Genomic DNA, 23,222 nt, shown 5'->3' on the forward strand with positions numbered 1-23,222 from the left:
AATTTTATTTTTAAACCAGAGCGACGTAGTCTTTAGCCAGACAAAGGAGAAGGTTATGTCAGAACTCACCTTACAGCATCATCGTACATTGTGGCACTTCGTGCCGGGTCTTGCGCTCAGCGCAGTGGTAACCGGCATCGCGTTATGGGGCGGCAGTATTCCAGCCATCGCTGGAGCAGGTTTTAGCGCCTTAACACTGGCGATATTGCTCGGTATGGTCGTGGGAAATACCGTTTACCCACGCATCTGGAAATCCTGCGATGGCGGCGTGATTTTTGCCAAACAGCACCTGCTGCGCCTCGGGATTATTCTTTACGGTTTTCGTCTTACCTTTTCGCAGATCGCCGATGTCGGCGTCAGCGGGATTGCTATCGATGCCCTGACCCTGACCAGCACCTTTTTACTGGCCTGTTTTATTGGTCAGAAAGTCTTTGGTCTGGATAAGCAAACCAGCTGGTTAATCGGTGCAGGGAGCAGTATTTGTGGTGCAGCAGCGGTGCTGGCAACAGAGCCTGTCGCTAAAGCTGAATCCAGTAAAGTGACAGTTGCAGTGGCGACGGTGGTGATTTTCGGTACGCTGGCGATTTTCCTCTATCCGGCTATGTATCCACTGGTGGCCCACTGGTTTAGCCCGGAAACCTATGGCATCTATATCGGCTCGACCGTGCATGAAGTCGCGCAGGTGGTGGCAGCGGGTCACGCCATTAGCCCGGATGCAGAAAACGCGGCGGTAATTGCCAAAATGCTGCGCGTGATGATGCTGGCGCCCTTCCTGATTTTCCTGGCAGCACGGGTAAAACAGCTGGCTCCAGCGGGCAGTAATCAGAAAAGCAAAATTACCATTCCGTGGTTTGCGATCCTGTTCATCGTGGTGGCAATTTTTAACTCCTTCCACCTCCTGCCCAAAGCGGTAGTGGATATGCTGGTGACGCTGGATACCGTTCTGTTGGCGATGGCGATGGCGGCATTGGGTGTAACGACTCACGTCAGCGCGCTGAAAAAGGCCGGTGCAAAACCGCTGCTGATGGCGCTGGTACTCTTTGTCTGGCTGATAGTCGGCGGGGGTGCGATTAACCTTGTGGTCCATAGCCTGATGGCATAAACCACTACATCCTTCTCCTGTTAACCCGCTATCATAAGCATTTCGGGTTAACAGGAGTCCCTTTATGAAATATGTTGGAGCGCACGTTAGCGCTGCCGGTGGCCTTGCGAATGCCGCCATTCGCGCTGCCGAAATCGAGGCGACCGCTTTCGCCCTGTTCACCAAAAATCAGCGCCAGTGGCGCGCTGCACCGCTCACTGCAGACGTGATTGATGATTTTAAAGCCGCCTGCGAGAAGTATCATTACGGGCCGGGTCAAATCCTTCCCCACGACAGCTACCTGATCAACCTCGGCCATCCGGTTGAAGAGGCACTGGAAAAATCCCGCGAGGCGTTTCTTGATGAAGTCCAGCGCTGCGAACAGCTTGGACTGACGCTGCTGAACTTCCACCCAGGGAGTCATCTGATGCAAATTGATGAAGATGCCTGTCTGGCGCGCATTGCCGAATCCATTAACATCACGCTGGATAAAACCAAAGGTGTCACTGCGGTGATTGAGAACACTGCCGGTCAGGGTAGCAACCTCGGCTTTAAGTTCGAACATCTGGCGGCGATTATCGACGGCGTTGAGGACAAAAACCGTGTCGGCGTGTGTATTGATACCTGCCATGCCTTTGCGGCCGGCTACGATCTGCGCACAACCGAGGCAACGAAAAACACGTTTGATGAGTTCGAGCGCATAGTTGGCTTTAAGTACCTGCGCGGAATGCACTTAAACGATGCGAAAAGCGCTTTTGGCAGCCGCGTTGACCGCCACCACAGCCTTGGCGAAGGCAATATTGGTCATGATGCGTTTCGCTTTATCATGCAGGACGCCCGCTTCGACGGCATTCCGATGGTGCTTGAAACCATCAACCCCGATATCTGGGCAGAAGAGATTGCCTGGTTGAAGGCGCAGCAGACCGCTGAACAAATGGCATAAAAAAAGCCGGGTTGCATTTGCACCCGGCTTTTTTGTTGTTTACTACTTAGGCTGCTTTCGCGACCACTTCCGCTTCCGGACGTTTCAGCACGGCGTAAGACAGACCCGCCACCAGCGTACCGGCAACAATCGCCATCAGGTACCCCAGAACCGGGGTGATAGCGCCTGGGATCAGCAGAACAAACAGACCACCGTGTGGAGCCATCAGTTTCGCGCCAATCGCCATCGAGATTGCACCTGTCACAGCACCACCCACGATACAGCACGGTAATACACGCATTGGGTCGCGCGCCGCGAACGGAATCGCCCCTTCGGTGATGAAGCACAGACCCAGGACCAGTGCCGCCTTGCCGCCTTCCTGCTGCGCTTTGTCAAACTTACGGCGGGCAACAATCGTCGCCAGACCGAGAGCCAGAGGAGGCACCATACCTGCCGCCATGATGGCTGCCATTGGCGCGTAGGTCTGGGTACTCAACAGGCCAACACCAAAGGCGTAGGCCGCTTTGTTCACTGGGCCACCCATGTCGGTACACATCATGCCACCGAGGATTGCACCCAGCAGAACCGCATTGGCGGTACCCATGGTTTGCAGCCAGTGGGTCAGACCCGCCAGAATACCCGCAACCGGTTTACCAATCAGGTAAATCATCGCCAGACCGACCACCAGGCTGGAAATCAGCGGGATGATCAGAATCGGTTTCAGCGCTTCCATACTCTGTGGCAGCTTGAGCTTCGAGCTGATCAGCTTCGCGACGTAACCGGCCAGGAAACCGGCAATGATACCGCCGATAAAACCAGAGCCCGTGCTCACCGCCAACATACCGCCGATAAGACCTGGCGTCAGACCCGGACGGTCAGCAATGGAGAAGGCGATAAAGCCCGCCAGCACAGGCACCATCAGCGCGAACGCAGAACCCCCACCAATCTGCATTAATGCTGCTGCCAGCGTCCCCTGCTCTTTAAATGCGGTGATACCAAACGCGAATGACAGCGCGATACACAGACCACCCGCAACCACCATCGGCAGCATGTAAGAAACACCGGTCAGCAGGTGGCGATAAGCGCCTGCTGACTCTTTCTTACCTTCAGTCGCACTTTGACTGGTGCCCGTTGCCTGATACGGCTTCGCTTCAACCAGCGCTTTATCAAACTCCTGAGCGGTCTTTTTCAGTGCCAGACCTGTCGAAGTGCGGTACATCGGCTTACCGGCAAATTTCGCCAGATCCACTTCGATGTCTGCCGCCACAATCACCAGATCGGCCTCAGCCACTTCTTCTGGGGTGATGGCATTGCCGGCACCCACGGAGCCGCGCGTTTCAACTTTTACCCACCAGCCGCGTTTTTTCGCTTCGGTTTCAATGGCTTCAGCCGCCATAAAGGTATGAGCTACCCCTGTAGGACAGGCCGTCACCGCAACAATGCGTTTTGGTCCAGAAGCCGCAACCGGTGCCGCAGCAACAGGGGCGCTGTAAACAGACGCGTGACCTTTCGCTTCGCTCAGGAACAGTTCCGGGTGTGCCACCGCACGATTAATATCGCCCAGCCACACATTTTTGCCATTCAGCGCACTGTCAGCCGGGATTTTATCGCCCAGAACAATGACCAGTTCGGCATCGCCCGGGTTATCAATCATCTCGAGATGTGCTTTGTTCGCCGCCGCTCCCAGCAAGGTCTTCGCCATATAGGCGCGAGCCTGTCCGAGACCGGAGTCAATGATCAGCAGCGTTTTCATTATTCCTCTCCTGCTGTTAGTTAAAAGGTTTTAAGTCAACGCGCGCCATCATCGCGGCTAACTGGGTACGATCGGTAATACCGACATTGCTCTGGCTTACGGCCAGGGCAGCAACGGCGGTGGCAAGACGTAAAGTATGTTCACTGGATTCACGCATCAGCAGACCATAAATCAGGCCGCCAACCATGGAATCCCCTGCGCCGACGGTGCTGACAACATCGACCGACGGCGGTTTGGCGATCCATTCGCCAGAAGCGTTAACCCACAACGCTCCTTCTGCACCAAGAGAGATAACTACGTGGGCGATACCCTGCTCGCGCAGTGCATGGGCAGCATCAATCACATCTTTTAATTCTGGCAGCTTACGACCGGCCCAGATCTCCAGTTCGCGGCGATTAGGCTTCACCAGCCACGGTGACGCTTTCAGTCCCGCGACCAGTGCATCACGGCTACTGTCAAAAATAATGCATGGACACTGGCTGCGCAGGCGCGTCATCCAGTCGGTAAACGCTTCCGGACTGACGCCGGACGGCAGGCTACCGCTGACGCACACCATGTCGAACTGACCAAGCCAGGTCAGAGAATCGTTAACAAAACGCTCCCAGTCTGACGGCGTCACTTCGAAACCCGAGAAGTTCAGATCGGTCACTTCGCCGTCTTTCTCCGTCAGCTTGACGTTGATACGGGTGCGGCCCTGAACAACCTGAAAACGGTTGGCAATGCCCAGCTCGCTGAACAGCTGCTGGAAACCATCCTGGTTATCTTTACCGAGGAATCCACCCACGGTGACATCAATACCAAGGTCCTTGAGCACTTTCGCGACGTTAATCCCTTTACCCGCAGCATGCAGGCCAGTGGTACGCACGAGGTTTACTTCGCCGCGCTCAATCTCCGGGCAAAACCCCACCAGGTCATAAGCCGGGTTCAGCGTAATAGTCGCAACACGTCTGCTCATTATGCGCCCTCCCCCAGACCTGCCGCGATGGCGTCGCCAATCGCCTTCAGCGCCTGTTCAGCATCCGCACCCTGTGCGGTGAAACGCAGACGGTGACCTTTCTTCACGCCCAGCGCGACAACTTTCATCAGACTACGGCCGTTGGCCGGTTTACCTGTGCCATCAAGGTTGGCCACGGTGATCTCACTTTCAAATTGTTTAATGGTATTTACCAGCATGGTACCTGGACGGGCATGCAGGCCGTGTTCGTTACGCACCACGAATTCAGCGTTAAGAACATCGTCAGTCAGCGCATCATCGCTGGTCAGCAGAGCCAGCACCGTCGCCGCATCTGCGTTCAGCAGTTTTTCAGCTTTGTTATTCAGCAGCAGATCGCCCAGGCGCTTCAGCACGGAAACCGGCTGTTCATCGTTCATCGCCACGGTCAGCAGCATGGCCGCACGCTCGCCGTCGACGTCAAACGCATTTGCCGCACGACTCACGGCGATAGCGCTACGCAGGTTGCCTTCAGCACTGTCGTTCAGCCAGATACCCTGACCGAGATTCAACGGCTTATCATTGATTACGCGCGTCACAAATGTGGCATCTGCCGCACCGGCTTCTTTCAGGCGACCGGCATTCAGCGCCTGGAGTGTCACCAGATCGGAGGCAACTACATCCAGCGTCAGCGTTTCATTATCCAGTTTCAGCGCTTCACTCTGTTTTTCGCCCATCAGCAAGGCGCGCAGCTCTTCAGCAGTCGTTGCTGACTTCAGCTGTTCAGCAACGGAATCATCGCTCAGTACGTGGGTCAGCTGACGCAGCAGGCCTAAGTGTTCGTCGCTGCTGGCCGCGATACCGATGGCCACATACGCCACCTGACCTTCACCCCAGAGCACGCCCTGTGGGAACTGATAAACCTTCACCCCGGTTTTCAACACCTGGTCGCGAGTGTCGGTTGTGCCGTGCGGAATAGCAATGCCATTGCCGAGGAAGGTTGAGGTCTGCTGCTCACGCGCCAGCATGCCATTTACATAACCGTCCGCGACGTTACCTGCCTGCACAAGGGCAGCGGCAACCTGGCGAATGGCCTCTTCTTTATCCCCGGCCTGTGCGCCCGGGTGGATATCCTGAACAGATAACTGGAACATGGTTCTCCACTCCTGCTGAAATTGAATCGTTTCAGCTTTAATGAGAAAAAATGCGCTAGCCTGCTCCGTTTGCTTAAACAAGATAGCGCTGAAACGTTTCAAAAAGTCTTGCGCTTTCTGCAATGCCTTGCAAGTAAACTCGTATTTCTGATCTCAGAATTTAGAGATACAGCACATTTCTTCTTCGTTCAGCTGAATATTGCTGAAGTTCAGCAAGTCAGTTTCAGCTAAGGTCAGCCAAACCTTCTATAAGTTGAAATGCCATTTTGATTTTTCGTGGCATCATTGACCGCACCCTCTGTTTATTTAATGAGTGCCAGCGTAAACTCCGCCTCTCTCTGTCACTCGTTAATTATAAAACATGCATAACACCCCCGCGGCCACCTCGCCAAAGCCCTTTGATTTGACTTCAGCGGCGTTCCTGATTGTTGCCTTTTTTACGGGTATTGCCGGTGCGTTACAGACGCCGACGCTGAGCTTATTTCTGACCAATGAGGTTCACGCTCGTCCGGCCATGGTGGGTTTCTTTTTTACCGGAAGCGCCATCATCGGCATTCTGGTGAGTCAGTTTCTGGCGGGCCGATCCGACAGAAAAGGCGATCGTAAAAGCCTGATTGTCTTTTGCTGTCTGCTTGGGATGCTCGCCTGCGTTCTGTTTGCATGGAACCGCAACTATTTCATTTTGCTGTTCATCGGGGTATTTCTGAGCAGCTTTGGTTCGACGGCTAACCCACAGATGTTCGCGCTTGCCCGCGAGCACGCCGACCATACCGGGCGTGAAGCGGTGATGTTCAGCTCGGTAATGCGTGCTCAGGTGTCGCTGGCATGGGTGATCGGCCCCCCGCTGGCTTACGCGCTGGCGATGGGGTTTGGTTTTACGGTGATGTACCTGAGTGCGGCTGTCGCATTTGTGGTATGTGGCGCGCTGGTGTGGTTCTTTCTGCCGTCGATGCGCAAAGAGCCCAAAGTGGCGACGGGGACGCTGGAAGCCCCGCGCCGCAACCGCCGCGATGCCCTGCTTCTGTTTGTTATCTGCACCCTGATGTGGGGCACTAACAGCCTGTATATCATCAATATGCCGCTGTTTATTATTGATGAACTGCATCTACCAGAGAAGCTGGCAGGTATCATGATGGGAACAGCAGCCGGGCTTGAGATCCCGACGATGCTCATCGCAGGATATTACGCAAAGCGCTTCGGCAAGCGTTTTCTGATGCGTATCGCCGCCGTCGCCGGTCTGCTTTTCTATATCGGTATGCTGACGGTACATACGCCGGGGTTGTTACTGGCTTTACAGCTGCTGAACGCTATCTATATCGGCATTCTGGCCGGGATTGGCATGCTCTATTTCCAGGATCTGATGCCGGGCCAGGCAGGCTCGGCCACCACCCTTTATACTAATACCACCCGTGTGGGCTGGATTATCGCAGGCTCAATGGCGGGGGTCGTCGCAGAAATCTGGAACTATCACACGGTGTTCTGGATTGCGCTGGTGATGTGCACGCTGACGATTGGCTGTCTGGCGAGGATTAAAGACGTTTAAGGCGCGGTGAGCGATTCCAGCTCGAGCAGATACGTCATCGCCTGCGCTCGCGTGCTGCCACACATTTCGGCTGTTGGCTGAAGTCCGGAGCAAACCTTCGGGCGCAGGGGCGAACCAAAGATCATACACAGGTTAGTTTCAGAGAGCTGAACGCAGCGGGTATTGGCAGGCTTGCCCTCTGGCATTCCTGGAATGGGGCTTGAAATGGACGGTGCGGTACAGCACGCGCCGCAATCTGGACGACAATCCATAAACGCTCTCTTTCGCTGACGAAGGCCCGCGCAGCCGGGCATCGCGCGCACAGTAACACCTTTTGCGTATTGATAGCAAAAGCCACGAATTCCTCTTGCCTGAAAGGCCGCGCACGAGTAATTTGGCGCGATATTTTTTACCTTCCGTATACAGGATTACTGCAATGCCAAGAGCGAACGAAATTAAGAAAGGTATGGTACTGAATTACAACGGCAAACTGCTGATTGTGAAAGATATCGATATTCAGGCACCTAGCGCCCGTGGTGCAGCGACGCTGTACAAAATGCGTTTCGCCGATGTGCGTACCGGTCTGAAAGTTGAAGAACGTTTTAAAGGTGACGATATCGTTGATACCGTGACCCTGACCCGTCGCTATGTCGATTTTTCCTATATCGACGGCAACGAATACGTGTTCATGGATAAAGAAGATTACACCCCGTATATCTTCACCAAAGATCAGATTGAAGAAGAGCTGCTGTTTATTCCTGAAGGCGGTATGCCGGACATGCAGGTTCTGACCTGGGATGGCGTGCTGCTGGCGCTGGAACTGCCTCAGACCGTCGATCTGGAAATCGTTGAAACGGCACCGGGTATCAAAGGCGCATCTGCAAGCGCCCGTAACAAACCAGCAACCCTGACAACCGGACTGGTTGTGCAGGTGCCAGAATACCTGTCTGCAGGCGAGAAAATTCGCATCCATATCGAAGAAAAACGCTATATGGGTCGTGCTGACTAACACAAAAAACCCGGCTTTGCGCCGGGTTTTTCTTTTACAGCAATTCAGGATACTTCGTCATCTTCAGCGCCAGCTCAATGCCGCGCACTTCCGCCATCCCTTTCAGACGACCGATTGCCGAATAACCTGGGTTCGTTTTCTTACGCAGATCGTCCAGCATCTGATGCCCGTGATCCGGACGGAATGGAATAGGACGCACATCACCAACCTGCTTACGACGTACTTCTTCCGCCAGGATGGCATCCACCACCGCGACCATATTCACATCACCGCCAAGGTGCGCTGCCTCGTGGAAGGTTTTTGGGTTCTCTTCACGACAGGTCGCGCGCAGGTGAGTAAAGTGAATACGATCGCCGAAGGTTTCAATCATCCGCACCAGATCGTTATCCGCACGCACGCCGTAGGAGCCGGTACACATGGTAAAGCCGTTGTAGATGCTGTCTACCGTCTCTTTCAGCCACTGCATATCTTCAATCGTCGAGACGATACGCGGCAGGCCGAGAATAGGACGCGGAGGATCGTCCGGATGTATCGCCAGGCGAACGCCCGCTTCTTCTGCGACGGGCACAATCGCGCGCAGGAAGTACGCCATGTTTTCACGAAGCTGATGCTTATCAATGTCGCCATATTCCGCCAGACGTGCACGGAACTGATCCAGCGTATAGCCCTCTTCCGCACCTGGCAGACCAGCAATGATATTGCGGGTCAGCTTTTCGATGTCCGCGTCACTGGCGGCGTTAAACCACGCGCGCGCCTGCTGCTGCTCTTCCGCGGTGTAATCCGCTTCGGCGCCAGGACGTTTCAGAATGTGTAGTTCAAATGCCGCAAAGGCAATTTGATCGAAACGCAGTGCTTTTGAACCGTCCGGCATCTGATATTCAAGGTCAGTGCGCGTCCAGTCCAGGATAGGCATGAAGTTATAGCACACCGTATCAATGCCGCATGCCGCCAGGTTGCGAATACTCTGCTGATAGTTGGCAATCCAGGTCTGGTACTCCCCTGAATGGGTTTTGATATCTTCGTGAACCGGAATGCTTTCCACCACAGACCAGGTTAATCCCTTCTCTGCCAGCAGCGCCTGACGCTTTTGAATTTCATCAACCGGCCATACCTGGCCGTTAGGAATATGATGCAGCGCCGTGACGACACCCGTTGCGCCAGCCTGACGCACATCATCAAGAGAAACCGGATCGTTCGGCCCGTACCAACGCCAGGTTTGTTCCATTGCCTCACCCTCTTAAGTTGTTATACCAATATGCGTTACTGCAATGACGACTACCATACATGTTTGCCGCTAAGGGTCAACATACCGCCACGCATTGATTGATCCAACTCACAGAACAGGGATATTTACGGCTTACCAATTTTATTTGCTGTCATATAACTTTACACTGGCATTGTTAATTAATGGTTAATCAGGTGTGTATCTCATGAAGACAATTGCCTCCACCGCCCTTCCTGCCCATGTTCAGCAACCGCGCTACGATCGTCAGCAATTACGCTCTCGCATCGTCCATTTTGGCTTTGGCGCGTTTCACCGTGCGCACCAGGCATTGTTAACAAATCGGGTGCTGAATGAGAAAGGCGGTGACTGGGGAATATGTGAGATTAGCCTGTTTAGCGGTGATGTGCTGATGAGCCAGCTGCGTGCACAGGATCACCTGTTCACCGTTCTGGAGAAAGGTGCAAAAGGAAACGAGGAAATTATCGTTGGTGCCGTCCATGAATGCCTGAACGCAAAGCTGGACTCTCTGCCCGCTATTATTGAGAAATTTTGTGAGCCTCAGGTGGCGATTGTGTCGCTCACCATCACGGAGAAAGGTTATTGCATCGATCCCGCTACCGGTAAATTGGATCTGCAAAACCCGCGGATTATCCACGATCTGGAAAATCCATCTGAGCCGCATTCCGCCCCGGGGATCCTTGTCGAAGCGCTCCATCGTCGCCGTGAGCGCGGCTTACCTTCTTTTACCGTGCTTTCTTGCGACAATATCCCTGACAACGGCCATGTGGTGAAAAATGCCGTGCTGGGAATGGCGCAAAAACGCTCTCCGGCACTCGCTGCGTGGATTGATAGCCACGTGAGTTTCCCGGGAACGATGGTCGATAGGATTGTTCCTGCTGCAACAGAGGCCTCACTGGCAGAAATCACCGAAACGCTCGGCGTTGAAGATCCCTGCGCCATCAGCTGCGAACCGTTTATTCAGTGGGTGGTGGAAGATAATTTTGTTGCCGGCCGTCCGGCGTGGGAAGTGGCGGGCGTCCAGATGGTGCAGGATGTTCTGCCGTGGGAGCAGATGAAGTTACGCATGCTTAACGGCAGCCACTCTTTCCTGGCTTATCTCGGGTATCTCGCCGGCTATGCGCATATCAATGAATGTATGGAAGACGCAGCCTTCCGCGAAGCCGCCCGTCGGCTCATGCTCGATGAACAGGCACCCACATTACGCATCAGGGATGTCGATCTCACCGCATACGCCGATAGTCTGCTTGAACGCTTTGCCAACCCGGCACTTCAGCATCGCACGTGGCAAATTGCAATGGACGGTAGCCAGAAACTGCCTCAGAGAATGCTGGACGGGATCCGCGTCCATCTTGAGCGAAAAACGCCGTGGCCGCTGCTGGCTCTGGGCGTGGCCGGCTGGATACGCTACGTCAGCGGGACTGACGAACACGGAAACACAATTGACGTCCGCGATCCCCTCAGCGATAAAATCCGCGCGATTGTTGACGCCAGCAGCGACGACGATCGCGTCAACGCGCTGCTGGGGCTGAACGAGGTCTTTGGACACGATCTCGCCCAAAATAGCGTTTTTGTTGAAGCTGTCAGCCAGGCTTATCAGCGCATTGCCCGCCACGGTGCACGTCAGGCTGTTATTGAAACGTTAAATCTTTAACGATTATTGCGCTTAACACGAACGGAGGTGACCTCCGTTCACCCTTCCCCTTCTCATTGCGCCCTTTTTTCGCCAGGATAAGAGATAATTGTTATAGCATCACAATTCTCTTCTGGAGCGCACGTGACCAAAACCAACCTCATCACCGGTTTTCTCGGCAGCGGTAAAACCACGTCAATTCTTCACCTGCTGGCGAACAAAGATCCGGCCGAGAAATGGGCCGTTCTGGTCAATGAATTTGGCGAAGTGGGCATCGACGGCGCATTACTGTCGGACAGCGGCGCGATGATCAAAGAGATCCCAGGCGGATGCATGTGCTGCGTCAATGGCTTGCCCATGCAGGTAGGACTCAATACCTTGCTGCGTCAGGGCAAACCCGATCGCCTGCTGATTGAACCCACCGGGCTGGGTCACCCGAAGCAGATCCTTGATTTACTGACCGCACCGGTTTACGAGCCGTGGATTGATCTGCGTGCCACCCTGTGCCTGCTCGATCCTCGCCAGCTTCTGGATGATAAAGCGGTGGCCAATGAGAACTTCCGCGATCAACTCGCCTCAGCAGACATTATCGTTGCTAATAAAGAAGATCGCGCCACGGCTGAAAGCCAGGCCGCGCTGGACGCGTGGTGGCAACATTTCGGGGGTAATCGTCAACGGGTGCAGACCACTCAGGGGAGGATTGATAGCGCCCTGCTTGACCTTCCTCGTCTGAACATAGCGGAACTTCCGGCCAGTGCAGAGCATGCCCATAGCCACCCGGTGAAACAAGGTCTGGCTGCCCTCAGCCTGCCGGAACACCAGCGCTGGCGTCGTAATCTGAATAGTGGTCAGGGGTATCAGGCCTGTGGATGGATCTTCGATGCAGATACCGTTTTTGACACCATCGGGATCCTTGAGTGGGCCAGACTTGCTCCGGTCGATCGCGTTAAAGGGATCATGCGCACACCAGACGGACTGGTACGGATCAATCGTCAGGGTGAAGATTTCTTTATTGAAACGCAAAATGTCGCCCCGCCGGACAGCCGAATTGAGTTAATTAGTGCGGTTAACGCCGACTGGAATGCCCTGCAGTCCAGCCTGTTGAAGCTTCGTTTAAGTTTGGGCGGCTAACGTTGCCCCTGTTTTCACTCTTTGCTGAACGTTATGACGACTCGATTTCCCCTGATATTACTGCTTAATGTCGCCGGTCTGGCGCTCTTTTTCTCCTGGTATATTCCGGCGAATCATGGTTTCTGGTTCCCGCTGGATTCTGCAATCTTTCACTTCTTCAACCAGGAGCTAGTGAAAAGCAATGCCTTTCTGTGGCTGGTAGCTATCACCAACAACCGCGCCTTCGACGGTTTTTCGTTGCTGGCAATGGGCTGCCTGATGCTCTCCTTCTGGTTGAAAGAGGATAAAGCAGGGCGTCGGCGTATTATGATTATCGGTCTGGTGATGCTGCTGTTTGCCGTGGTCATTAACCAGCTGGCAACCGCGATTATTCCGGTTAAGCGCTCCAGCCCAACGCTCTTCTTTAGCGATATTTATCGCGTCAGTGAGTTGCTGCATATTCCAACAAAAGATGCCTCGAAAGACAGTTTCCCTGGCGACCACGGCATGATGCTGCTTATTTTTTCCGCAGTTATGCTTCGTTATTTCGGCAAAAAAGCCTTTGCAATAGCCCTGATTATTTTTGTGGTTTTTGCTTTTCCACGCGTAATGATTGGTGCCCACTGGTTCACCGATATTGCCGTCGGTTCTCTCTCCGTTGCTCTGATTGCTCTGCCGTGGTGTTTGATGACACCGTTGAGCGACGGGATAATAGTGCTGTTTGATCGCTATCTTCCCGGAAAAACGCAACAACAATTAAACAAATAACTAACCTAAATTAACGTTAGCTATCAGGGATCGACATGATCCCTGACAGGTCTTCTGCCGCGATCTTTTCTCACTGTCATATTCCTGTCATCACATTCATGATAAAAATGAATCAATTACGCGATAAGGTGGCGGATCTGTCGGTATTTTGAGCATTTCCATGTTTTTACTTTCTGTATCACAATTTCTTATAAAAAAAAGGCTTTTTTTACTCGCAATACCCCAGGCAATCGGTTAATCTCGAACTCGTTTTGCCCCATAGAGATAATTATTTCACTGGCTAATAATTTTGTGCGCTGTGCCACAAATGTGAGCAGAAAGAATTGTCTCAATGTGAACAGATAATTAGTCTCGTCACGTTTGGCATTTTTATAACGATATTTGTCGTTAAGGACTTCAAGGGAAAATAAACAAAATGGTCAAATCTCAACCGTTTCTGAGATATATCTTACGGGGGATCCCGGCGATAGCAGTCGCGGTACTGTTGTCTGCATGTAGTACATCAAACACCGCAAAGAATATGCATCCTGAGACGCGTGTTGTGGGAATGGAAGATTCCTCGTCACTGCAAGCCTCTCAGGATGAATTTGAAAATATGGTACGTAATCTGGACGTGAAGTCCCGCATTATGGACCAGTATGCTGACTGGAAAGGCGTGCGTTACCGTCTTGGCGGCAGCACGAAAACAGGTATTGATTGTTCCGGTTTTGTACAGCGTACTTTCCGTGAGCAATTCGGGTTAGATCTTCCGCGTTCGACTTACGAACAGCAGGAGATGGGCAAGTCGATTTCACGTACTAAACTGCGCACCGGTGACTTAGTTCTGTTCCGCGCCGGTTCTACAGGTCGACATGTGGGCATCTATATTGGTAATGACCAGTTTGTACATGCCTCCACCAGTAGCGGTGTGACCATTTCCAGCATGAACGAACCGTACTGGAAAAAGCGCTACAACGAAGCGCGCCGAGTACTGACCCGCAGTTAATATGGAAATTGTATCGTTGGTTATCCCTTGGCTGGCGATATGATGAAAAAAAGCACTGCTTCGGCGGTGTTTTTTTTTGCCCGTTACACTGAATACATTCGGCGGCAATTCAGGAACCACAACGTCTATGTTCACCCGCTACTTCTCCAGTAATCGCAAGATACTGATCCTCAGCATTATCACAGGCCTGATCGCTGCCCTGCTCCTGGGTTCATTGCAATTTTTCTGGAGCTACCACAAGCGGGACGTAAAATTCGACACCCTGATTAACGATGTCAACCTCTACATGGAGAGCTATTTCGCAGAGTTAAAAACCTCTATCGACATCCTCCAGCCACTCACGCTGAACAATTGCCACGACGTCAATGCAGAACTGACTTCACGCGCAGCATTTAGCCTCAACGTGCGCGCCTTTTTGTTGGTCAGGGACAAAATTGCGTTCTGTTCATCCGCCACAGGTCCAATGAATGTCCCGATGGAGGAGCTGATACCCGAGCTGCACATTAATAAGCAGATCGATATGGCCTTGCTTCCAGGCACCCCGATGTTGCCCAACAAGCCCGCGATTGCCATCTGGTATCGTAACCCGTTAGTTAAAGATGGCGGTGTGTTCACCTCGGTGAATATCAATCTGACACCTTATCTGCTCTACACAGCCCGCCAGGACGAGTTCGCTGGCATCGCCATCATCATTGGCGATTATGCCCTAACGACGATGTCCAGCAAGCTGGTCAAAGCGCGTGATTTAGATGAAGCACCGAGTCGCATCGCTACGCTGAAAAACGTCCCCCTGACCATTAAACTGTATGCGGACGCCTGGACCAGCGATGAAATCCTTTACGCTCTGTTCTTCGGACTGGTGTGCGGCATTGCGGCCGGCTCGCTCAATTACTATATCCTCAGCATACGGCTGAATCCGGGTAAAGAGATTTTAAGCGCCATTAAGCGCGATCAATTCTATGTGGTCTATCAACCTGTGGTGGACGCAAAAGAGCTGAAAATGCGCGGTGTCGAGGTGTTGATGCGCTGGAAACACCCGACCATGGGTGAGATTCCGCCTGACGCCTTTATCAATTTTGCAGAGGCACAGAAGCTGATCGTTCCGCTGACGCTGCATCTTTTTGATCTCATCATTCACGATGCGCCGGTATTACAGACCGTGCTACCGCCGGGCGCAAAACTCGGCATCAACATCGCGCCTGGGCATTTGCATGCGGAAAGCTTCAAAGAAGACATGCTCACCTTCAAAGCGTTACTGCCGCCGGATTACTTCCAGATCGTGCTGGAAATTACCGAGCGCGACATGCTTAATCATCGGGAAGCCAACAGCCTCTTCGAATGGCTGCATAACGAAGGGTTTGAGATAGCCATTGATGATTTTGGTACTGGTCACAGCGCGCTGATTTATCTTGAGCATTTCACCATGGACTATCTCAAGATTGATCGTGGTTTTGTTAATGCGATAGGCACGGAGACCGTGACGTCACCGGTGCTGGATGCAGTCCTGACGCTGGCAAGACGAATGAATATGTTGACCGTCGCCGAAGGGGTGGAAACCCCGGAACAGGCTGCATGGCTACGCGAGCATGGCGTCAATTTCCTGCAGGGCTACTGGATTAGCCGCCCGATGCCGCTGGATCAGTTCCGCAACTGGCGGCCTGACGTTTCGCCCGTCAGTGAATAATTTCACATTGCCCGTGACGTCACTTATTATTCAGCTTAACTGAGCTGGTTTGTAAAAGAAGGAGCCGCCGCGTGATGCTTATGCGCTTTATGTTGCTGATGTTGGCATTCACGAGCCTGTCCAGCCAGGCGCAAGCCATCAAAGAAAATATCGCCTTCGCGGTGATTGGCGAGCCGAAATACGCGGTCAATTTTACACATTTCGATTACGTCAACCCAGCTGCCCCCAAAGGTGGGAAGGTAACACTTTCCGCCACGGGAACGTTCGACAACTTCAACCGCTACGCCCTGCGTGGCGTGGCGGCCGCGCGAACGGAATCACTTTACGATACGCTTTTTGTCACGTCTGATGATGAGCCCGGCAGCTACTATCCACTGATTGCCGATAACGTGCGTTACGCGGATAACTTTGCCTGGGCTGAAATCTCGATAAACCCTCGGGCACGTTTTCATGATGGTTCACCGGTTAAGGCCAGTGACGTCGCGTTCACCTTTCACAAATTTATGACTGAAGGCGTGCCCCAATTCCGCATCGTGTACAAAGGCGCATCCGTCAGAGCCATTGCGCCGCTCACCGTGCGCATCGAGCTGAGCGAACCCAACAAAGAGAATATGCTCAGCCTGTTCTCACTGCCGGTGATGCCTCAATCGTTCTGGAAAGATCACAAACTGAGCGACCCGCTCTCTACTCCCCCTCTGGCAGGTGGTCCTTACCGCATTACCGATTGGCGCATGGGGCAATATGTGGTCTATTCCCGCGTCAAAGACTACTGGGCCGCAAATCTGCCAGTTAACCGCGGGCGCTGGAATTTCGACACCCTTCGTTATGATTACTACCTCGACGATAACGTGGCATTTGAAGCATTTAAAGCCGGTGCCTTCGATCTGCGCGTCGAGAGCAACGCCAAAAACTGGGCCACGCGGTATATCGGGAAAAATTTCGCGAAAGGTTACATCGTTAAAGATGAGCACAAAAATGAGTCCGCCCAGGACACCCGCTGGCTGGCATTTAATATTCAGCGTCCGGTGTTTAATGACCGCCGGGTACGGGAAGCGATTTCCCTGGCCTTTGATTTTGAGTGGATGAACAAAGCGCTGTTTTACGGGGCCTACAGCCGTGCGAACAGCTATTTTCAGAACACGGAATATGCTGCGCGCGACTACCCGAAAGCTGACGAGCTGCTCCTGCTGGCACCGCTGAAAGCGGAAGTACCCGCGGAAGTGTTCACCTCGGTGTTTCAGCCGCCCGTGTCGAACGGTGACGGCTACGACCGCGCCAACCTGCTGAAAGCCAGCAAGCTGCTGGATGACGCGGGCTGGCCCCTGAAGAATCAAAAGCGTGTGGATGCCAAAACGGGTAAGCCTCTCAGCTTTGAGCTGCTGCTTTCATCCGGGGGCAACGATCAGTGGGTACTGCCGTTTAAGCACAACCTTGAGCGGCTGGGCGTTACCATGAACATTCGTCAGGTTGATAACGCGCAGATTACCAATCGCATGCGCAGCCGTGATTACGACATGATGCAGCGCTTGTGGCCCGCACAGCCGTGGCCAAGCTCCGATCTGCAAATTTCATGGGCCTCCAGCTACATCGACTCCTCATATAATGCCCCGGGAGTGAAAAGCCCGGCGATTGATGCACTGATTGCGAAAATAGTGGCGGCGCAAGGCGATAAAGAAAAACTCCTGCCGCTCGGACGGGCGCTCGACAGGGTCTTAACCTGGAACTACTACATGCTGCCGATGTGGTATATGGGCGAAGATCGTCTTGCTCGCTGGGACAAGTTCTCCGTGCCTGCCGTACGCCCTGTCTATTCACTGGGCTTTGATACCTGGTGGTATGACGTCAACAAAGCCGCCAGACTCCCCGCTGAGCGACGCTAAGGAATCATCATGGGTGCCTATCTTATCCGCCGTCTGCTGTTGGTCATCCCGACCCTGTGGGCCATCATCACGATTAACTTTTTTATCGTGCAAATCGCGCCTGGCGGCCCGGTTGATCAGGCTATTGCCGCTATCGAGTTTGGTAATAGCGGCGGTATGCCAGGCGGCGGCGGTGAAGGAATGGGCGCGAGCCATGCGCGAACCGGCGTAGGGAATATCAGTGAAAGTCATTATCGCGGTGGGCGTGGACTGGATCCTGAAGTGATCGCCGAGATCACCCACCGCTATGGCTTTGACAAACCCATTCACGAGCGCTATTTCAAAATGCTCTGGGACTATATTCGCTTTGATTTCGGCGATAGCCTGTTTCGCAGTGCATCAGTCTTAACATTGATTAAGCAAAGCCTGCCAGTGTCCATTACGCTGGGGTTATGGGGAACGTTGATTATCTACCTGGTCTCGATTCCGCTCGGGATCCGTAAAGCCGTTTATAACGGCAGCCGTTTCGATATCTGGAGTAGCACGTTCATCATCATCGGTTATGCCATCCCGGCGTTTCTGTTTGCCGTCCTGCTGATTGTTTTTTTTGCCGGGGGGAGTTATTTCGATATCTTTCCGCTGCGAGGGTTAGTCTCCGCTGATTTCAGTACCCTGCCGTGGTACCAGAAAATCACCGACTATCTCTGGCATATCACGCTACCGGTTCTGGCAACGGTTATTGGCGGGTTTGCGGCTCTGACCATGCTGACCAAAAACGCCTTTCTTGATGAAATTCGAAAACAGTACGTCGTCACGGCCCGCGCCAAGGGCGTAAGCGAGAAGCAGATTATGTGGAAGCACGTATTCCGCAACGCCATGCTGCTGGTCATTGCCGGATTTCCTGCCACGTTCATCAGTATGTTTTTTACCGGTTCACTGCTGATCGAGGTGATGTTCTCACTCAACGGTCTGGGCCTGCTGGGCTATGAAGCCACCGTCTCGCGCGATTATCCGGTGATGTTTGGCACACTCTACATTTTCACCCTGATTGGCCTGCTGCTGAATATCGTCAGTGATATCAGCTATACGCTGGTTGATCCCCGAATTGATTTTGAGGGCCGCTAATGTCGCGTTTAAGCCCCGTAAACCAGGCCCGCTGGGCCCGTTTTCGCCACAACCGCCGCGGCTACTGGTCACTGTGGATTTTTGCCGTGTTGTTTATTTTAAGCATGTGCTCTGAGTTGATTGCCAACGACAAGCCTTTGCTGGTGCATTTTAACGACCGCTGGTATGTACCGGTTCTCGCCAACTACAGCGAAAGCGATTTTGGTGGCCCGTTTGCAACGCCTGCGGAGTATCAGGACCCGTGGCTTCGCCAGCAAATTGAGCAACATGGCTGGGCTATCTGGGCACCGGTGCGTTTTGGCGCAAACAGCATTAACTTTGCCACCACAACGCCCTTCCCTTCCCCACCTTCCGCGCAAAACTGGCTGGGAACGGATGCCAACGGTGGCGATGTCCTGGCGCGTATCCTTTATGGCACACGGATATCGCTCCTCTTTGGACTGATGCTGACGCTTTTTTCCAGTGTGATGGGTGTCGTGGCCGGTGCGGTTCAGGGCTATTACGGTGGAAAAATAGACCTGTGGGGCCAGCGTGTTATTGAAGTCTGGTCAGGCATGCCGACGCTGTTTCTGATTATCCTGCTTTCAAGTGTGGTACAGCCAAACTTCTGGTGGCTGTTAGGTATCACTGTACTCTTCGGCTGGATGGCGCTGGTGGGTGTCGTGCGGGCGGAATTTCTGCGCACCCGCAACTTCGACTATATTCGCGCCGCGCAGGCGCTGGGCGTGAGCGACCGCGGGATTATTTTCCGCCATATGCTGCCTAACGCCGTGGTGGCCACGCTTACCTTCCTGCCGTTTATTCTGTGCAGCTCCATCACCACCCTCACCTCGCTGGATTTTCTTGGCTTCGGGTTACCACTGGGTTCCCCGTCGCTCGGCGAGCTTCTGTTACAAGGCAAGAACAACCTGCAGGCGCCGTGGCTGGGTATTACCGCCTTTCTTTCTGTGGCCGTGCTGCTTTCGTTGCTGATTTTTATTGGCGAAGCCGTGCGCGATGCCTTCGATCCTAATAAGGCGGTATAAGATGACGCAGCCCCTTCTCAGTATTGATAACCTGTCGATTGCTTTTTCAACACAGGGTGAGATGCGTACCGTCGTCACCGACCTGTCACTCCAGATACAGCGCGGTGAAACGTTGGCACTGGTGGGTGAGTCAGGTTCAGGCAAGAGCGTCTCAGCTCTCTCCATCCTGCGTCTGCTGCCCTCTCCGCCTGTGAGTTACCCGCAAGGCGACATTCTTTTTCACGGCAACTCGCTGTTGCATGCTGACGAACATACCTTGCGCGCAATCCGCGGTAATAAGATTGCCATGATTTTCCAGGAACCGATGGTTTCTCTTAACCCCCTTCACAGCCTGGAAAAACAGCTCTATGAAGTCCTGTCCCTACACCGAGGTATGCGCAAAGAAGCCGCACGCGGGGAAATTCTGGACTGCCTTGAACGAACCGGAATACGCAATGCAGCCAAACGGCTGAATGATTTTCCGCATCAGCTTTCCGGCGGCGAGCGCCAGCGCGTGATGATTGCCATGGCCCTGCTCACGCGCCCCGAACTGTTAATTGCTGATGAACCTACAACGGCGCTGGACGTGACGGTGCAGGCGCAAATTTTGACGCTGCTGCGCGAGTTGCGTGACGAGCTGAACATGAGTTTGCTGTTTATCACGCACAACCTGAGTATCGTGAAAAAGTTGGCCGACAGCGTTGCGGTGATGCAAAACGGGCGATGTGTCGAGCAGAATGTCGCGTCCACGCTGTTAAACGCGCCACAACACCCGTATACCCAGCGCCTGCTCGACAGTGAACCCTCTGGCGACCCGGTTCCGCTGCCAGCTGACAGCGTACCGCTGTTGCGTGTTGACGATTTGTCCGTCTCGTTTCCCATTCGCAAAGGTATTCTGCGGCGCCTCGTCGACCAGAATCCGGTGTTGAAAAATATCCGCTTCTCTCTGCGACCGGGGGAATCTCTGGGACTGGTAGGTGAATCCGGTTCGGGTAAAAGCACCACCGGCCTGGCGCTGCTGCGCTTAATCGCTTCTCAGGGCGAGATCCTCTTTGACAACATGCCGCTGCATCTCTGGAACCGACGCCAGATGCTTCCCGTACGCCCTCGTATGCAGGTGGTATTTCAGGACCCCAACTCCTCGCTTAACCCACGGCTCAGCGTGTTACAGATCGTTGAAGAGGGTCTGCGTGTTCATCAGCCCAGCCTGAATGCCCAACAACGGGAACAGGAGGTCATGCGGGTAATGAACGAAGTGGGCTTAGATCCCGATACCCGTCACCGCTATCCGGCAGAATTCTCCGGCGGGCAGCGTCAGCGTATCGCTATTGCCCGTGCGCTGATCCTGAAACCGGAACTGATTATTCTGGATGAACCGACGTCTTCGCTGGACAGAACCGTCCATGCGCAGATCCTGAAACTGCTCAAGGGGTTACAGGAAAAACACCGGCTGGCCTATATCTTTATCAGCCATGATTTACAGGTGGTTCGGGCGCTATGCCATCAGGTGATTGTGTTGCGACAGGGAGAAGTGGTCGAACAGGGGGAGTGCCAGCGCGTATTTACTGCGCCAACGCAGAGTTACACGCGCCAGCTGCTTTCAGCAGACTAGCGCTCAGAATGGATACTGGCCAGAGAAAGGCTCCGCAATAGCAACGCCAAAATTTTTCAGGCGGCAGGTCGCGGCAAATTCATCCTGGCTTTTAACAAACAGGCACGGCTCACCTTCGCACTCCAGTACGGAGCTGTCTACTTCGATATCCGTCAACGCCTGGCTTAAGCGCTCCATAACCGGCCATGCGTTTTCGTCGCTCGGGCTAAGCAATTTGAGCGCAACCAGACAATTATCGCAGTCCGCGGCACTTTGCGGAATCGGTTCAACTTTCAAACCTGCAAAACCCGCTGACCAGCGATAGCTCTGGGGCAAGCGATGGACAATGGAGAGTTGTAATGTATTCACGTTCGTTCCCCGGAAGCAAAATTTACTTCACAATTTATTTACATTTATAGTAACACATCATCGCTAACCTGCACTATTCAGCGCTTTTTTATAGGAATCCAGGCTTGCGTCGGCGCTATATGTACCCGTTTCTGCGATCTAACTCAACCTTTTTGAATACAATGATGTGACTTTTTACATAAATAGATTTTACATAAAAGAAACAAACGCCGGGTGTGTCAACGTGGGTTTGGTTGATATGTATCAACAAAAAAGGCCCTGTAGGGCCTTTTTTGTGCTTTAGTGAGCCGTTTTTCGCGGTCGACTGGCGTAAAGATAGAAGAGTATGGAGCTGGTTGCGCAAAAAGCCATCGCCCATAACATCGGCCAGGCCGTCGTAAAGGTAGCCATAGAAAGCAACGCCCCGACAATCGCCCCAATACCAAAGCGGAACGTTCCTGCCAGTGACGATGCTGTTCCCGCCATATGCGGGAATTCATCGAGGATCACCGCCATCGCATTCGACGATACCATCGACACGCAGCCGACAAAAGCCGCCACACCCACTACCAGCGCCCAGAAGCCCACGCCCAGAAACGCGCTCACCACCAGCCAGATCGCCATCACAAACTGGATCCACAGCCCGGCGCGGAACATGTTCAGCGCCCCCACCCGCCGGACAAAACGGCTGTTGATGATGGTCATGATGAACAGGAAGACGATGTTAAGCGCAAAGTAATAGCCGAAGTGCTGCGGCGAAACGTGGTTCAGTTCGATGTAGACAAACGGCCCGGCGCTCAGGAAGGAGAACATCCCGGCAAAGCTGAACCCGCTTGCCAACATATAGCTGAGCACGCGCTTGTGGCGAAACAGTGAGGCGAAGTTACCTATTGTGGTGCGGATGTGGAATTTCTGGCGGCGCTCGACGGGAAGCGTTTCATCAATAAAGAAGAAAATCATCGCGGAAGCCAGCAGCGCGGCCAGCGCCAGGATCCAGAAAATCGCATGCCAGCTAAACCACACCAGCACCGCACCACCCGCCATCGGGGCCACCAGCGGCGCAATCGTCGTCACCAGCATCACGAACGACATCATGCGGGAGAACTCTTCTTTCGGGTAGATATCGCGCATCAGGGCGTTAATCACCACGCTTGCCGCTGCCGCCGCCAGACCGTGGAAGAAGCGCATGATAATCAGATGATCGATGGTCTGAGCCAGCGCACAGGCAACTGCCGCGGCCGCAAAGACCAACGTCCCACCCAGAATAACAGGCTTGCGTCCCAGGCTATCCGCCATCGGGCCATAAAACAGCTGGCCGAGGGCAAAACCGAGTATATAGGTGCTGAGTGTCATCTGTGCGCTGCCTGCCGGTACGCCAAACTGCGCGGCAATAACCGGCAGTGCAGGCAGATACATATCAATCGACAGCGGCATCAACATGGCCAGCAGGCCAAGAATGAAGACAATTTTGAACGACGAGTGTGGCCTGGTGGTCACAGA

General features: G+C 53.5%; 20 protein-coding genes. 13 read left to right on the top strand and 7 right to left on the bottom strand.

Features of this window, described 5'->3' with window-relative positions:
- The first annotated feature begins 55 nt into the window (after positions 1–55).
- Together ACJ9Y9_RS16010 and nfo are read left to right on the top strand one after the other, a co-directional pair.
- Entirely contained in the window at positions 56–1,102 is a 1,047-nt protein-coding gene (locus ACJ9Y9_RS16010) for a YeiH family protein (protein ID WP_028016302.1), read from the top strand.
- Positions 1,103–1,166: 64 nt separating this feature from the next.
- Entirely contained in the window at positions 1,167–2,024 is an 858-nt protein-coding gene (nfo, locus tag ACJ9Y9_RS16015; RefSeq protein ID WP_028016301.1) for a deoxyribonuclease IV, read from the top strand.
- Between the two features lie 46 nt (positions 2,025–2,070).
- Here nfo and fruA read toward each other — a convergent pair whose 3' ends face one another.
- Genes fruA through fruB form a run of 3 tightly spaced genes read right to left on the bottom strand, consistent with a single transcriptional unit; the run spans position 2,071 to position 5,841 of the window.
- The gene (fruA, locus tag ACJ9Y9_RS16020; RefSeq protein WP_028016300.1) at positions 2,071–3,756 is read right to left on the bottom strand and encodes a PTS fructose transporter subunit IIBC; all 1,686 of its coding nucleotides are present in this window, start codon (positions 3,754–3,756) and stop codon (positions 2,071–2,073) included.
- Between the two features lie 16 nt (positions 3,757–3,772).
- On the bottom strand, positions 3,773–4,711 hold the full coding sequence (fruK, locus tag ACJ9Y9_RS16025) for a 1-phosphofructokinase (protein ID WP_014170919.1): 939 nt from the start codon (positions 4,709–4,711) through the stop codon (positions 3,773–3,775).
- Positions 4,711–5,841, bottom strand: coding sequence for a fused PTS fructose transporter subunit IIA/HPr protein (gene fruB / locus ACJ9Y9_RS16030; RefSeq protein ID WP_028016299.1), 1,131 nt, complete (start codon positions 5,839–5,841; stop codon positions 4,711–4,713). The genes fruK and fruB overlap by 1 nt, the downstream gene beginning before the upstream one ends.
- Positions 5,842–6,202: 361 nt before the next feature.
- Here fruB and setB point away from each other — a divergent pair, with 361 nt between their 5' ends.
- On the top strand, positions 6,203–7,384 hold the full coding sequence (gene setB, locus ACJ9Y9_RS16035) for a sugar efflux transporter SetB (protein ID WP_028016298.1): 1,182 nt from the start codon (positions 6,203–6,205) through the stop codon (positions 7,382–7,384).
- Here setB and ACJ9Y9_RS16040 read toward each other — a convergent pair.
- Positions 7,381–7,635 (bottom strand): YkgJ family cysteine cluster protein, encoded by a 255-nt coding sequence (locus ACJ9Y9_RS16040; RefSeq protein ID WP_032666680.1) that lies wholly within the window; start codon positions 7,633–7,635, stop codon positions 7,381–7,383. The genes setB and ACJ9Y9_RS16040 overlap by 4 nt on opposite strands.
- Before the next feature lie 164 nt (positions 7,636–7,799).
- On the opposite strand from ACJ9Y9_RS16040, the gene yeiP reads away from it, so the two are divergent.
- Positions 7,800–8,372 (top strand): elongation factor P-like protein YeiP, encoded by a 573-nt coding sequence (gene yeiP / locus ACJ9Y9_RS16045; RefSeq protein WP_008500940.1) that lies wholly within the window; start codon positions 7,800–7,802, stop codon positions 8,370–8,372.
- Positions 8,373–8,406: 34 nt separating this feature from the next.
- Here yeiP and uxuA read toward each other — a convergent pair whose 3' ends face one another.
- Positions 8,407–9,597, bottom strand: coding sequence for a mannonate dehydratase (gene uxuA, locus ACJ9Y9_RS16050; protein ID WP_028016297.1), 1,191 nt, complete (start codon positions 9,595–9,597; stop codon positions 8,407–8,409).
- A 205-nt stretch (positions 9,598–9,802) separates the two neighbouring features.
- Here uxuA and ACJ9Y9_RS16055 point away from each other — a divergent pair, with 205 nt between their 5' ends.
- From ACJ9Y9_RS16055 to yejF, 9 genes are all read left to right on the top strand, one after another.
- A complete protein-coding gene (locus ACJ9Y9_RS16055; RefSeq protein WP_028016296.1) occupies positions 9,803–11,269 on the top strand; it encodes a mannitol dehydrogenase family protein in 1,467 nt (488 codons plus the stop codon).
- Positions 11,270–11,392: 123 nt separating this feature from the next.
- Complete coding sequence (locus tag ACJ9Y9_RS16060) at positions 11,393–12,379, top strand: GTP-binding protein (protein WP_028016295.1); 987 nt, start codon at positions 11,393–11,395, stop codon at positions 12,377–12,379.
- Positions 12,380–12,412: 33 nt separating this feature from the next.
- Entirely contained in the window at positions 12,413–13,126 is a 714-nt protein-coding gene (locus ACJ9Y9_RS16065; protein WP_028016294.1) for a phosphatase PAP2 family protein, read from the top strand.
- A gap of 415 nt (positions 13,127–13,541) precedes the next feature.
- Positions 13,542–14,111 carry a bifunctional murein DD-endopeptidase/murein LD-carboxypeptidase gene (gene mepS, locus ACJ9Y9_RS16070; protein WP_008500946.1) on the top strand — a complete coding sequence of 190 codons (570 nt, stop codon included), beginning with the start codon at positions 13,542–13,544 and terminating at the stop codon, positions 14,109–14,111.
- A gap of 127 nt (positions 14,112–14,238) precedes the next feature.
- A complete protein-coding gene (locus ACJ9Y9_RS16075; protein WP_028016293.1) occupies positions 14,239–15,795 on the top strand; it encodes a cyclic di-GMP phosphodiesterase in 1,557 nt (518 codons plus the stop codon).
- Between the two features lie 74 nt (positions 15,796–15,869).
- The gene (locus ACJ9Y9_RS16080) at positions 15,870–17,675 is read left to right on the top strand and encodes an extracellular solute-binding protein (protein WP_028016292.1); all 1,806 of its coding nucleotides are present in this window, start codon (positions 15,870–15,872) and stop codon (positions 17,673–17,675) included.
- Between the two features lie 9 nt (positions 17,676–17,684).
- The gene (locus ACJ9Y9_RS16085; protein ID WP_028016291.1) at positions 17,685–18,779 is read left to right on the top strand and encodes a microcin C ABC transporter permease YejB; all 1,095 of its coding nucleotides are present in this window, start codon (positions 17,685–17,687) and stop codon (positions 18,777–18,779) included.
- Positions 18,779–19,804 (top strand): ABC transporter permease, encoded by a 1,026-nt coding sequence (locus tag ACJ9Y9_RS16090; RefSeq protein ID WP_028016290.1) that lies wholly within the window; start codon positions 18,779–18,781, stop codon positions 19,802–19,804. Before ACJ9Y9_RS16085 ends, ACJ9Y9_RS16090 begins: the two co-directional genes overlap by 1 nt.
- Before the next feature lies 1 nt (position 19,805).
- Positions 19,806–21,395: a microcin C ABC transporter ATP-binding protein YejF gene (gene yejF / locus ACJ9Y9_RS16095; protein WP_108090809.1), complete on the top strand. Its 1,590-nt coding sequence runs from the start codon at positions 19,806–19,808 to the stop codon at positions 21,393–21,395.
- Positions 21,396–21,398: 3 nt separating this feature from the next.
- Here the strand turns inward: yejF and ACJ9Y9_RS16100 are convergent, their stop codons facing one another.
- Positions 21,399–21,743 carry a YejG family protein gene (locus ACJ9Y9_RS16100; RefSeq protein WP_028016288.1) on the bottom strand — a complete coding sequence of 115 codons (345 nt, stop codon included), beginning with the start codon at positions 21,741–21,743 and terminating at the stop codon, positions 21,399–21,401.
- A 279-nt stretch (positions 21,744–22,022) separates the two neighbouring features.
- Entirely contained in the window at positions 22,023–23,219 is a 1,197-nt protein-coding gene (locus tag ACJ9Y9_RS16105; RefSeq protein ID WP_108090810.1) for a Bcr/CflA family multidrug efflux MFS transporter, read from the bottom strand.
- Positions 23,220–23,222 lie beyond the last annotated feature (3 nt).

Source organism: Enterobacter sp. CPE_E1241 (assembly GCF_045618265.1).
Classification (GTDB): Bacteria; Pseudomonadota; Gammaproteobacteria; order Enterobacterales; family Enterobacteriaceae; genus Enterobacter; species Enterobacter adelaidei.